The sequence below is a fragment of the Hymenobacter aerilatus genome, from assembly GCF_022921095.1.
Taxonomy (GTDB): domain Bacteria; phylum Bacteroidota; class Bacteroidia; order Cytophagales; family Hymenobacteraceae; genus Hymenobacter; species Hymenobacter aerilatus.
Map to the genome: position 1 here is coordinate 2,900,772 of NZ_CP095053.1, position 12,875 is coordinate 2,913,646.

9 protein-coding genes are annotated in these 12,875 nt (G+C 58.4%); 3 read left to right on the top strand and 6 right to left on the bottom strand.

Going from position 1 to position 12,875, the window contains the following annotated elements:
- Positions 1–125: 125 nt before the first annotated feature.
- Together MUN82_RS12145 and MUN82_RS12150 are read right to left on the bottom strand one after the other, a co-directional pair.
- Positions 126–1,715, bottom strand: a complete 1,590-nt coding sequence (locus tag MUN82_RS12145; protein ID WP_245090693.1) for a family 43 glycosylhydrolase — start codon at positions 1,713–1,715, stop codon at positions 126–128.
- 112 nt (positions 1,716–1,827) lie between these two features.
- The gene (locus MUN82_RS12150; protein WP_245090696.1) at positions 1,828–2,931 is read right to left on the bottom strand and encodes a LacI family DNA-binding transcriptional regulator; all 1,104 of its coding nucleotides are present in this window, start codon (positions 2,929–2,931) and stop codon (positions 1,828–1,830) included.
- Positions 2,932–3,218: 287 nt separating this feature from the next.
- Here MUN82_RS12150 and MUN82_RS12155 point away from each other — a divergent pair, with 287 nt between their 5' ends.
- The 3 genes from MUN82_RS12155 to MUN82_RS12165 all read left to right on the top strand — a co-directional run bounded on the left by MUN82_RS12155 (position 3,219) and on the right by MUN82_RS12165 (position 6,867).
- Positions 3,219–4,196 carry an arabinan endo-1,5-alpha-L-arabinosidase gene (locus tag MUN82_RS12155; RefSeq protein ID WP_245090698.1) on the top strand — a complete coding sequence of 326 codons (978 nt, stop codon included), beginning with the start codon at positions 3,219–3,221 and terminating at the stop codon, positions 4,194–4,196.
- Between the two features lie 127 nt (positions 4,197–4,323).
- A complete protein-coding gene (locus MUN82_RS12160; protein WP_311136398.1) occupies positions 4,324–5,874 on the top strand; it encodes an alpha-N-arabinofuranosidase in 1,551 nt (516 codons plus the stop codon).
- Positions 5,875–5,895: 21 nt separating this feature from the next.
- Positions 5,896–6,867: a glycoside hydrolase family 43 protein gene (locus MUN82_RS12165; RefSeq protein WP_245090701.1), complete on the top strand. Its 972-nt coding sequence runs from the start codon at positions 5,896–5,898 to the stop codon at positions 6,865–6,867.
- Positions 6,868–7,136: 269 nt separating this feature from the next.
- Here the strand turns inward: MUN82_RS12165 and MUN82_RS12170 are convergent, their stop codons facing one another.
- The 4 genes from MUN82_RS12170 to MUN82_RS12185 form a co-directional block, all read right to left on the bottom strand.
- Positions 7,137–8,726 (bottom strand): glycoside hydrolase family 32 protein, encoded by a 1,590-nt coding sequence (locus MUN82_RS12170; protein ID WP_245090703.1) that lies wholly within the window; start codon positions 8,724–8,726, stop codon positions 7,137–7,139.
- A 34-nt stretch (positions 8,727–8,760) separates the two neighbouring features.
- Entirely contained in the window at positions 8,761–9,657 is an 897-nt protein-coding gene (locus MUN82_RS12175; protein ID WP_245090706.1) for a carbohydrate kinase family protein, read from the bottom strand.
- A 75-nt stretch (positions 9,658–9,732) separates the two neighbouring features.
- Positions 9,733–11,049, bottom strand: a complete 1,317-nt coding sequence (locus tag MUN82_RS12180) for a sugar porter family MFS transporter (RefSeq protein WP_245090708.1) — start codon at positions 11,047–11,049, stop codon at positions 9,733–9,735.
- 83 nt (positions 11,050–11,132) lie between these two features.
- Complete coding sequence (locus MUN82_RS12185) at positions 11,133–12,857, bottom strand: RagB/SusD family nutrient uptake outer membrane protein (RefSeq protein ID WP_245090710.1); 1,725 nt, start codon at positions 12,855–12,857, stop codon at positions 11,133–11,135.
- Positions 12,858–12,875 lie beyond the last annotated feature (18 nt).

Below are 12,875 nucleotides of genomic sequence, written 5' to 3' on the forward strand. Positions count from 1 at the left end.
CTGTCCTCCTGCGCAGCGCGAAGGACCTTATCACGCTGGAACGACAGGCGTACCAACGACTCGTTCGACTGGCATAAGGCCCTTCGCGCTGCGCAGGAGGACAGCCGATTTTCAACTCACCAAACTCACTGATTGACTAGCGTGAAGTTTTCGAAGGTGCCGGTGGCCGATGCCGGTCCTTGGGCCACCACTCCCACGCGCACCCCTCGGTCCCAGGGCGGCAGGTAGGCGCCGTCTACGGTGGCGTTGGTTGGCGGCGCCTGCCAGGTTTTACCCGCATTGGTACTCCAGCTGAAGCGGTACTGGCTGCCCTTCTCCACTTGCATGCGCAATTGCAGGGCTTTGGCAGCCGGCAGGGGCACTTCGGCCAATACTTTTTGCTGACCTTTGATGCGCTGCCACAGCTGCACCTGCCCGCCGCCGGCCGTGAGGGCCAGTGCGTTGTCGGGGTCACCGTGGGCGGTGAGGCCGGCCGTGGTGCCGGTGGGTAGAGCAGCAGGGTTTAGCAGCGTAGTTGTAGCGGTGTAGGTGGCGGTGTGGGTAGGCTGCCCCAGCACGGCACCGCTACCGTCGGGACTGGCCATGAGGTGCAGCTGGCCGCCTTGTACCCGGAATGCGGGCTTGTTTTGTACTGGCCATTGCCAGGTAGGCAGCAGGGTAGCGCGGTTAAATTCATCGGTCAGATTGTGAGCAGCCACAGCCGGCGCAGCGCCTACCGTCGTGCTGCGCCCCTGAAACTCGGGCCAGCCCTCGGCGTTCCAGGTGAACTCGCTGAGTACTCCCTGGCGGCCTACGTTCTGAAAGCCTTGGCTGTCGTAGGCGTGATGCAGCAAAAACCAGCGGCCATTGCGCTGCACCACGGTGCCGTGGCCGGGGCACTTCCAGGTGTCGTTGTTCACCATAATCGGGTTTTTGCTGTACTTCTCCCAGGGGCCCAGCAGGTTGCGCGAGCGGGCCACGCCAGTAGCGTAGGTGCAACCGTTGCCGCAGCAGCCGTTGCCGGCATAAAAGGCGTAGAAATACCCTTCGTGGCGCACCATGCTCACGCCTTCTACCAAGCCGGCTTCCCAGGCCGCATCATTGCGAAACAGCTCTTGTTTTTCGCCCAACAACGCCGTGCGGTCGTCGTTGAGACGCTGTGCCCAGATGGGGGTAGGCTTGCGCACGCTGTTGCCGTCTTCCTTCCAAATCAGGTAGAGCTGGTTGTTCTCGTCGCGCATTGGGAAGGCGTCGATGGAGCCATCGGGCTGGCCTACCAACGGGCCGTGGTCGTGGTAGGGGCCGGCCGGCGTATCGGCCGAGGCCACTCCTACTGCCAGGTTGCCGCCGCGCTGGTGCGCCGTGTAAAATACATAGGTTTTGCCGCCCTCCTGACTGATTTCGGGCGCCCAGAAGTAGTAGTCAGCCCAATCTGGGCGACCATCCGGAAACACGTGCCCTACCAGCTCCCACTTGGCCAGATCTTTCGATTTCAGCAACGGGAAAACCGGCCCCCAATTGGAGGTGGTGGCCGTAGCCCAATACGTGTCGCCCACCTGCACCACCGAGGGGTCCGGAAAATCGCCGGGCAGGATGGGGTTGGCGATGGTGGCGGCAGGCGCCTTGGTTGTGGTGGTGGTTGGGGCTGTTGCCTGCTGACAAGCACCTGCACTCAGGCAGCCTATCAGCAACAGTGTGGTGTGCTGCCGGGTAGCGGAAAAGATAGAAAATGTCACAGCGAAGAGAATATGAAAAGCAATAACCAGAGCATTCGTCATGCTCTGGGGGCAATATATGCAAACGTTTGCATACACTGCAAGCAATTCATTTACTCTCTGCTAAAACAATTTAGCAAGATACTTCGCTTGACTGCTCTGTTATGGTATCTATAACAGGTGTACCCTGCAAAGACGACTCGCGGATGAAAAGCCGGGGCTGCAGGATTACCTGGCGTTGCAGGAAAGCGCTGTCCTGCGACTCTACCAACTCTAAGAATAAGCGCACGGCGGCCTGCCCCATCTCCTCGCAGCGCTGATCAACAGAAGTAAGCATGGGTTCGGTAATGGCCGTGAAGGTTTCATTGCTGAAGCCTGCCAACGCTACCTGCTGCGGCACCAGCACCCCTTGGCTTTTCAGCAGCTGCAGGGCACCCAGCGCGGCCGTGTCGCCGGCCGAAAACACGGCATCAACTCCGCCATCCGGCAAGGCCAGCAGCTGGCGCATGCTTGTTGCACCGTTTTCCAACGTCATATCGGAGTATACAATCAGCTGCTCGTCGGCGGGCAGCTCATAGCTGGCCAACGCATCGAGGTAGCCCTGGCGACGGTTGCGGTAGATGTTCAGGTGCTGCGGGCCGGCAAAGTGGCCGATGCGCCGGCACCCCTGCTCCAGCAAGTGGCGCGTCACCTGGTAACCGCCATCGTAGTCGTTGAGCACCACGGCATTCACCGTGTCACTTTCCAGCACCCGGTCGAAGAACACCAGCGGAATCCCGCGCTTGCGCACTTTCTCGAAGTGCCGGAAATCGTTGGTGGCCCGCGAGAGCGAAACCAGAATACCGGCTACTTGGGCGCTGAGCAGGGTTTCCACGTTTTTGCGCTCCTGCGCCACATCCTCGCTCGATTGGCAAATAATCACGTTGAAGCCCGCCTTGCTGGCGGCCGTTTCGATGCCGTGCACCACGGTAGCAAAAAAGCGTCCTTCAATGTAGGGCACAATCACACCAATAAGCTTGCTTTGCCCCTTGCGCAACGCCGCGGCCAAATGGTTGGGTTGGTAATTGAGCTTTTTAGCCAGCTTCAGCACTTTTTGCTTGGTAGCAGGCCCAATGCTATGATGGTCGCTCAGAGCACGCGAAATAGTGGTCATGGATACACCCAGCTCACGGGCCAGATCGGCCATCGATACAGGACTACTGGTAGCATCCACAGGTTTCTTGGAGCGAGGGGCCATAGGTCTTGGTCTGTTCTACTTATTTGTACTTCCAACGCTTAGCTAAAGCTATTGCGTTTTATGCTTCTACAACATGCGCTACGCTTTAGTGCGTGAGAGCAAATGCAGGGGTATACTCAGTTGTAGCAAACAAAGATAGGTACGCGGGGTAAGCTACCCGGCGGATTTTGATACGGTATCTGCTACTAGCCATCTGGTGTGCTGGCAGTAATCCAACTGGTATTCCCGGCCGAATTTACTTAACTAGCACTCCCTACACAATCGTTTATGTAAACCTCGTTCAATATATGAAAAGGCAGTTACTCTGGCTGTTTATATTGCTGGGCTATCAGCTGAGAGCCCAAACGCCCCTCATTCCGGCCCACGACCCGGTGATGATTCAGCAAAACGGCACCTATTACATGTTCTGCACCGGGCCAGGCATTGCCGTATGGACGTCGAAAGACCGGCAGCACTGGCAACCGCAGAAGCCGGTGTTTGCCACAGCACCCGCATGGGCAGTAAAGGCCATTCCGGGTTTCAAAAACCACATCTGGGCGCCTGATATTTCGTTTGCCAATGGGCAGTATAGCCTATTTTACTCGGTATCAGCCTTCGGGAAGAACACTTCGGCCATAGGGCTGGCCACCAACAAAACGCTGGACCCTACCTCACCCGATTTCAAATGGGTGGACCACGGGCTAGTGGTGCAATCGGTGCCGGGTAGGGATATGTGGAACGCCATCGACCCCAATCTGGTGCGCGACGCAGCCGGCACGCCGTGGCTGACGTTTGGCTCTTTCTGGGATGGTATTAAGCTGGTGCAGTTGCGCCCCGACCTCACGGGTCCTGCCGAGCCGCAGCAGTGGCGCACTATTGCGCACCGCCCCCGCGACCCCAAGCTGAATGACTCCCTACCCGGCGACGGCGCCATTGAGGCACCGTTTATCTTCAAGAAAGGCAAATATTACTACCTGTTTACTTCGTTTGACTATTGCTGCCGCGGTCCGCAGAGTACCTACAAGATGATGGTAGGACGAGCCGAAGACGTGCGGGGCCCCTACCTCGACCGCACCGGCGCCCGCCTCGACCAGGGCGGCGGCACGTTGGTACTGGAAGGCGACAAAAATTGGAACGGTGTAGGACACAACGCAGTAGCTACCTTCGACGGCACTGATTATCTCATCTTTCACGGCTATGATGCCGCGGACCGTGGACGCTCGAAGCTGCGGCTAGAACCGTTGCGCTGGGACGCAGCCGGCTGGCCAGTGGTCAGTGCTAAGTAACAACCGGCTACCTGGTTGTTTTTTACACAATCGATTGCGTAGTTACAAAATCATTCTACCTTTGGCGAGTTACGAGTATTGCCTGAAAGCTCGCAACGCATCATCCTTACCATCACCAACCCACCACATGCGCTATAAACACCTATGGTTAGCCGCTGGCATTCAACTAACTGCACTTTCTGCTTCTGCTCAAACTGTGCAGATGACCGTGCAACCCGGCGACCCCAAACTCATTGTCAGCAAGCATATTCAGGGGCAGTTTGCCGAACACCTGGGCCGCAATGTCTACGGCGGATTCTGGGTAGATAAGGACCTGAACGTGCCCAAAAAAGGCCGGATTCGGATGGATATTGTGGAGGCGTTGCAGAAAATCCACGTGCCCAACCTACGCTGGCCCGGTGGCTGCTTCGCCGACACCTATCATTGGCACGATGGAGTAGGCCCTGCCGCCCAGCGACCCAAGATGCTGAACCTGTGGTGGGGTAATACCCTGGAAGACAACAGCTTTGGCACGCACGAGTTTCTGGAGCTGTGCGATATGCTGGGCACTGAGCCCTACCTGGCTGCCAACGTGGGCAGCGGCACCGTGCAGGAAATGAGCAACTGGATGGAGTACCTCAACTCCGACGAGGACACGCCCATGGTGCAGGAGCGCAAAAAGAACGGCCACGCCGACCCATATAAGGTGAGCTGGTGGGGAATCGGCAACGAAAGCTGGGGCTGCGGCGGCAACATGACGCCCGAGTACTACGCCGACGTGTACAAGCGCTACGCCACCTTCGCGCACGACTACCCCGGCACCAAGCTGAAGAAGATTGTGAGCGGTGCCAACGGCGACGATGCCAACTGGACGGAGGTGTGCATGAAGAAAATTCCTCGCAACATGATGTGGGGCCTTACGCTGCACTACTATACCCTACCCACCGGCAGCTGGACGGGTAGCAAGGGCGCGGCTACAGGTTTTGATGAACAGCAGTACTTCAACACTATGCGCAATGGGTTGCAGATGGACGCCATTGTGACCAAGCATGCGGCCATTATGGACAAGTACGACAAGGAAAAGCGCGTGGCGCTGCTGGTAGACGAGTGGGGCATCTGGACCGACGTGGAGCCCGGCACCAACCCCGGTTTCCTATACCAACAAAATACCTTGCGCGACGCGCTGCTGGCAGGCACTACCCTCAACATCTTCAACAATCACTGCGACCGGGTGAAGGGCGCCAACCTGGCCCAGGCCGTGAACGTGCTGCAGGCCCTGATACTGACGGATAAGGAAAAGATGCTGCTCACGCCTACCTACCACGTCTTCGACCTGTACCAGGTACACCAGGATGCACAGTATATGCCCCTCGATTTCAAGAGCCCCGACTATGTGATGGGCAGCGAGAAAATTCCGGCCCTGAACGCTTCGGCCTCCAAGGACAAGAACGGGGCAGTGCACATTTCGCTGGTGAACCTCGACACCAAGAAAACCATCAACCTGGAAACTGCCCTACCCGGTGTGAGCTGGAAAAACGTGTCGGGCCGCATTCTGACTTCAAATAGCGTGAGCGACTACAACACGTTTGAGAAGCCCAACAACCTCAAGCTGGCCGAGTTTAAGGGCGCCAAGAAAAAAGGCGGCAACCTGACCGTGGCCCTCCCCCCCAAATCGGTGGTGGTGCTGGAGCTGAAGTAAGAACCGTCTCAAAACAACCGCATGAAACTTACCTTCCTACCACTGCTGCTGGCCGCTACCAGCGCCTTGGCGCAGACTCCTATCACAACTACCCTACCCACGCGCCAGCCCGGCAGCAACCCCATCATCCTCGACAAATATACCGCCGACCCGGCCGCGCTGGTGCAGGGCAACACCGTGTACCTCTACACCGGCCACGACGAAGCCCCACCCCGGCAGGAGCGCTACGTGATGCACGAGTGGCTGTGCTACTCCTCTACTGATATGGTAACCTGGAAGGAGCATCCCTCGCCGCTAAACGTGAAGGAGTTTGCCTGGGCCAAGGATGATGCCTGGGCCTCGCAGGTGATTGAGCGCAACGGCAAGTACTACTGGTATGCGGCCGTGGAGCACGGCACCATTCCGGGCAAGGCCATTGGAGTGGCCGTAGCCGATAGTCCGCTGGGGCCCTTCAAAGATGCCCGCGGCTCGGCGCTGATTGCCAACAACATGACGGAGAGCAAAATCTCTTGGGACGACATCGACCCTTCCGTATTTATTGACAAAAAAGGCCAGGCCTACCTGTTTTGGGGCAATACGGTGTGCCGCTACGCCAAGCTCAAGCCTAACATGACGGAGCTGGACGGCCCCATTCAGACCATTGAGGTGCCGCAGTTTACGGAGGCGCCCTGGGTGCATGAGCACAACGGGTGGTACTACCTGAGCTACGCCACCGGCTTCCCCGAGAAAATTGCCTACGCCATGAGCCGCAGCCTAACCGGGCCGTGGGAGTACAAGGGCATCTTGAACGAAGTAGCCGGCAACTCCAACACCAACCACCAGGCTATCATCGACTTCAAGGGTAAATCCTACTTCATCTACCACAACGGCGGCATCAACACTGGCGGCAGCAGCTACCACCGCTCCGTCTGCATCGACTACCTCTATTACAACAAGGACGGTACGCTCAAGCGCGTGCAGATGACTTCGGAAGGCGTGCAGCCGGCGAAGTAGAGCATCATAGCAAAAGGCCCTTTCTTCTAGTAGAAGAAAGGGCCTTTTGCTGTACGAGACTATTACACGGCGCGACCGGAGCGCCTCCCCCCCGGCCCCCTCTCCGAAAAGGGAGAGGGGGAGCTGAGCGACAAAATGTTAAGTGTTGAGTGTCGTTCAACAGGCATAGTTCCCTCTCGGCTCCCCTCTCCCTTTTCGGAGAGGGGGTCGGGGGTGAGGCCCTCTTAAGAACGATTGTGCGCTCAGTTATGCACCTCTATTTAGATCATTTACCGCGCGCCAACGGTAGGCGCTTCACCGGCAGCTTTAGTAGTCAGTGGTGTGCTGCTAAGTTGCTGAAACGTGATTCCCGACGCCGAGCGTAGCTTAGCGGTAGTAAGCGGCTGGGTAGGGAAGAAAATGCTAGTCATCACCGTCAGGCCGTTATCAGCGAACAGCTCTACCGAGGCCGCATCAAAGTATAGCGTCAGCTCAGTGCCGGCGGCCGTGCTCAGGCGCGGGGCCGTGGCCCTACCCTTGAACTTGGCGCTAAAACTATTCTTGCCTGCCTTACTGCGGTCGATGAAATACTGCTTGGCCGTTTTATCGTAGCCCAGTACCAGTTCTTCGCCGGCCGCGTTGCCTAGTACCAGCTCAAAATCCTGCAGCTGCTGGGTATTGAGTGTGAGCTTGCGCTTGGCAGTAGCGCTACCAAGGCGCGCCGTGAGGTCGATGGGCTCTTTGGCCGTTACGTTTTGTAGGGTAGTGGCCTGGCCAGCTATGTTGCGTAGCTCGGCGGCGGGCTGCGAGGTGAGGTAGACTTCGCCGTTTTCTTGGCGTAGGCCAAGCTCGCGCGGGATGGTCATGGCGCTGCGCCAGGGCGAGGTAGGCACTTCGTTGGCGTATTCCCAGTTGCTCATCCAGCCCATAAACAGGCGGCGGTTGCCAGTATTGTCCCACGTTACACCGGCGTACTCATCGGGGCCGTAGTCAGCCCATTTGGTTTTGTCGTTGAGGGGCGTAAACGTCTTGCCATCAAACTGACCCACAAAGTATTGCGTAGCCGAGCCGCCGTTGGGTCCGCCGGGGTTCAGATTGACGATGAGCACCCAGTGGGTTTTGCCGTTGAGCGTGAGTGGAAATAAATCGGGGCACTCCCACACGCCACCGTGGGCCCCTAGCTTCTCGCCAAACTCGCTGAGCTTGGTCCAGTCTTTCAGATTGGGCGAGGCGTAGAACGTGATGCGGTCCAGGGTAGCCAGGGTCATCACCCACTGCTTCGTGGCTTCGTGCCAGCTCACCTTCGGGTCGCGGAAGTCCTTGATGCCGGGGTTTTTCAACACCGGATTTTGGGCGTATTTCTCCCAGGTTTTACCTCCATCGAGGCTGTAGGCAAGGCTTTGATTTTGGTAGGTGTTGGTGCCGGCTTTTTCGCCCTTGGGGTCGTGATGGGTGAAGATGGCCACCATGGCGTTCTTGCCGAAGCCGGCCGTATTGTTGGCATCCACCACGGCCGAGCCCGAGAAGATGTAACCCAAGCTATCGGGGTAGAGGGCAATGGGCTGCTCCTGCCAGCGCACCATGTCGGGGCTGGTGGCGTGGCCCCAGTGCATGGGGCCCCAGGTCATGCCTTTGGGGTAGTGCTGGAAAAACAGGTGGTAGGTGCCTTGGTAATACACCATGCCGTTAGGGTCGTTCATCCAGTGCGCGGCGGGCGTGAAATGGTAGGCCGGGCGGTACTGCGGAGTAGCAGGCGGCACGGCGGCAGAGTCTGCCGGCGGCGTGGCCGAAGCGGTGTCGGCGTTGGTTGTGGTGTTGGCGTCGGAGCTGCACGCCGCCAGGCCAGCGAGAGCCAGCAGCAGAAAGAGCGAGTATTTCATAAGCAGGTAAGAAAAGTGGGTGGGAACAGAAAAACTACGCCGAGCGAGATTTCAGCAAAGCCTCTACATCGGCCGCCCCAATGGCGGGGGTAGCGCCCTGGTGGGTAGCCACCAGCGCCCCAGCGGCGCAGGCAAAGCGCAGCATAGCCGCTGGCTCGTCGCCAGCTAGCCAGCCTTTCAGCAGCGCGGCTAAGAAGGCGTCGCCGCTCCCAATGGTGTCACGCACCGTGATGGGTAGGCCGGGGGCCTGGTAGTGCTGGCCGCCGGTGTAAAGCAGGGCCCCTTCGGCGCCACAGGTCACGCACACGGCCTGCAATTGGTAGTGCATAGCTAGCCATTGCATGGCATCGGCGCGGTCTTGCCGGGCTTCCTGCCCTAGCCACTGCATCACTTCGACTAGTTCGTGGTGGTTCAGCTTCACTAGGTTGGCTTTGCTGAGCAGTTGCAGCGTGGTTTCTTTGGTGTAATGCGGGGGACGCAGATTAACGTCGAACACCCGGAAACGGGCCTTTTCGAGCAGGCGGTACAGCGTGTCGCGGCTACCCTCCTGGCGGGCGGCCAGGCTGCCGTAGACCAGCATATCGGCCCCGGCCACCAGGCTGGCCAGCTCCGGCTCGTACTGAATGTAGTCCCAGGCCACGGGCTGCACAATCTTGTAGACCACCTCGTGGGCGTCGTCTACGTTGGCTTTCACTACCCCCGTCAGGTGGGTATGGCCTTGCTGCACGTAGCTAGTGCTCAGGCCTTTCGACTCGATAAACGCCAGCAGCTCCCGGCCCAGCTCGTCGTCGCCGACGCGGCTGATGAGCTGCACGGGTTGTCCCAGCTGGTGCAGGTGCACCGCCACGTTGAAAGGTGCCCCACCCGGCTGCTGGCCGGTAGGCAAAATGTCCCAAAGTACTTCTCCGAAGCAAATAACAGAAGTAGGCAAAGTAGAAAGGTTTTGGTGATGGATACGAGTGTCCCGCTGGTCGCTTGGCACAGTAAGAAATGCCCGCCGGGCTGCTTAGTGCAATACCAGTATTTTATCGGCGTCCTCCAACGTTTTGCCCTTGGTTTCGGGCATTAATTTCCAAACGTACAGCAGTTGCAATACCATCATGACCCCGAAGAACGCGAAGGTGTTGCCGCCGCCCAGCTTATCGGCTAGGGCCGGAAAAATAAACGTGATGGCTGCTGCCAGCACCCAGTGCGTAGAGCTTCCCAGGGCTTGTCCCTTGGCCCGCACCGCCGAGGGGAAAATCTCGGAAATAAATACCCAGATGACGGCCCCCTGCGAGAAAGCAAAAAAGGCGATATAGGCGAATAGCAGCAGGGGCACGGCGCCAAACTCCTGGCTGTAGAAGGCCCGCGCCACCAGCCCCAGCGTGAGGATGAGCCCCAGCGAGCCAACTAGCATCAGCCGGCGCCGGCCAAACCGGTCGATGACGTTGACGGCCAACAGGGTGAAGCAGAAGTTGACCAACCCAACGCCCGCCGACGACAGCAGCGCCGCCGACTCGCCACGGCCCGTCATCTCGAATATGCGTGGGGCGTAGTAAATGATGGCATTGATACCCGACAGCTGGTTGAATGCCGCGAAGAGCATCGCCAAGATAACGGGCCGACGGTAGGGCCGTGCCCACAACGATTCATCAGAGCCTTGGTCGGTTGCGTTGGCTACCAGGATAGCCGATACGTTTTCCTCCGCGGTGGCCGGGTCGATGCGCTCAAATACAGCCCGCGCCTCATCGGGCCGGTCGTGGCGTATCAGCCAGCGGGGGCTTTCGGGAATGCGGAACAGCAGCAGGAAGAAGGCCAGTGCCGGCACGGCCTGTACCCCCAGCATCCAGCGCCAATCCTGCTCGCCGCCTACCCCCGCCAGCAGGTAGTTGGAGAGGAAGGCCAGCAGAATACCCAATACCACGTTGAATTGAAACATGCCCACCATGCGTCCCCGCGAAGCCGGTGGCGACACCTCTGAGATGTAGAGCGGCGCCGTTACCGACGAGGCCCCTACCCCCAGCCCGCCCAAAAAGCGGAAGACCATGAAGGGTACCCAGGCCGGCGACAACGCTGCGCCTACTGCCGATACCAGGTAGAGCACGGCAATCCAACTCAGCGTAGTGCGGCGCCCCAGTCGGTCGCTGGGCACGGATCCAAATATGGCGCCGATGACCGTGCCGATTAGGGCGATAGACATGGTGAGGCCGTGCTGGTATGCGCTTAGCTGCCACAACGCCTGCACCGATTTTTCGGCGCCAGAAATAACGGCCGTATCGAAGCCGAACAGCAGGCCGCCCAGCGCAACCACTACCGACCAGAAAAAAACGTTCTTTTTCATTCGTCAAGGAATGACGACCGGGCACGCCGCTCGCCTTTTACTAGTGTGTCTATTGATTTTCCTACGCTCGTGGAGCACACGGTTTACCACCCCGCGTTCTGCTTGTACAGCCCCTTGCTGTAGTTGATTTGATTCAGCGGAATCGGCATGTACTCGTCGCGGCCGGGCGTGAACCGGGCAGTAGACAGGTACTGGCGCAGATTCTTTTCCTTGGCGAAGTAGGTATTTAGCGTATTGGCCGCCACTCCCCAGCGCACCAGATCAAAAAACCGGAAACCCTCCATGGCAAACTCCAAGCGCCGCTCAAAACGCAGGGCTTCGCGGGCGTACGCCTGCGTGAAGCCAGCGGTAGGATACAGGGCTATTTTGTAGTTGGAGGTGGCAGCGCCGTTGGCCTGCTTCAGGCGACTAGTGCTATTCTGAGCCCGCTGCCGAATCTGATTGATGAGGGGTAGGGCGTCAGTCGGCCGGTTCAGCTCAATCAGCGCTTCGGCTTTCCACAGCAACACGTCGGCGTAGCGAATGATGGCCCAGTTCTTCGACGAATTCATGAACGGCGGCGTTTTCTGAAAGCTGGGGTCGGTGGGCAGCACACTTTCCTTCATCGAGAGGTTGTAGCCGTACACCTGCGGCACGCGCACCCACGACTGCTGAAAAACGAAGTTGGGGTCGTACTTGAACGGGTGCCCTACAATAGCCACCGTGTGGTCGAGGCGCGGGTCAACGGTGGTGCTCAGAAAATCGGCAGCCGTTACCAGGTCGCCCGACGTGTTGAAATCGGTGAAGCGCGGCAGGCCGTTGGCATCCGTCTTAAACGAGTTGATCAGGTTTTGGCTAGGGGAATGAAACGAGCAGCAGCCGTACTCCGGGTTCATGGGGTAGTTCAGCTCGTTGCCCCGCTGGGTGCGTCCTTTGGGCGTACCATCGTTGCGCGAAAACTGAATGGCAAATACTGATTCTACACCATTGTCCCCTACCGTCAGGAAGTTAGTGGCAAAATCGGGGTGCAGGGAGTACTTGCCGGAGCTGATGACGGCATCGCACAGCGAAACCACTTCCGTCAGCTTGGCCGCATCGATGCTCGTTACGGCATTGCTTTCATTTTGCGTGTAGGCCTGGTAGAGCAGCGTTTTGGCTAGATAGGCCTGCGCTGCCGGCTTGGTAGCCCGCCCAATTTCGGGCTGGGTGTCGGGTAGGTTGGCTGCCGCAAAGCGGAAATCCTCGGCAATCTTGCCCCACAGCGCATCATTGCTTAGGGCCACGTTCGACACCGTCGGGTACTGATCTACCGGTAGTTCCTCGTCGATGTAGGGCACGTACTTAAACATCTCCTTGAGCAGGAAGTAGAAGTGCCCGCGCAGGAAACGCATTTCACCCTGACGCACTGCCTTATTGGGCATAGCACTGACATCCAAGGTATTGAGGCGGCGCAGCGCGTCGTTACAGCGCGAAATACTCAGGTACATGCGGTACCAGAACTCGTCGGTATTGCTTAGATCAACGCGGTTGAAAGTGAAGGTTTCGTAGAAGTGAAACGCGTCTACGTCGGCTGTGCCCCCGCCGCCTTTGTAGGCGTCGCCGCCGCGCACGTTGCCGTAGGGCCACATGGAGGTGTAGGGCACATAGTAAATATCGTTGCCAAGCTGCGCGTAGGCGGCAATTACTTGTTTGTCAGCGTTTTCAACTGTATTCAATTGATTGTCGCTGAGTGCGCCGGTTGGGTCGACGTCGAGGAATTTTTTATCGTCGCAGCTCACCGCGCACGCCAGCAGCAAGCCGGCCAGCAGGCTGGTTTTGAGGAGTTTCATAAGAAAGGTTAGCTAGCG

Coding starts and splice junctions, on each gene's coding strand:
- MUN82_RS12150 (WP_245090696.1), bottom strand. CDS start 2,931: ATGGCCCCTCGCTCCAAGAAACCTGTGGATGCTACCAGTAGTCCTGTA.
- MUN82_RS12155 (WP_245090698.1), top strand. CDS start 3,219: ATGAAAAGGCAGTTACTCTGGCTGTTTATATTGCTGGGCTATCAGCTG.
- MUN82_RS12160 (WP_311136398.1), top strand. CDS start 4,324: ATGCGCTATAAACACCTATGGTTAGCCGCTGGCATTCAACTAACTGCA.
- MUN82_RS12165 (WP_245090701.1), top strand. CDS start 5,896: ATGAAACTTACCTTCCTACCACTGCTGCTGGCCGCTACCAGCGCCTTG.
- MUN82_RS12170 (WP_245090703.1), bottom strand. CDS start 8,726: ATGAAATACTCGCTCTTTCTGCTGCTGGCTCTCGCTGGCCTGGCGGCG.
- MUN82_RS12180 (WP_245090708.1), bottom strand. CDS start 11,049: ATGAAAAAGAACGTTTTTTTCTGGTCGGTAGTGGTTGCGCTGGGCGGC.
- MUN82_RS12185 (WP_245090710.1), bottom strand. CDS start 12,857: ATGAAACTCCTCAAAACCAGCCTGCTGGCCGGCTTGCTGCTGGCGTGC.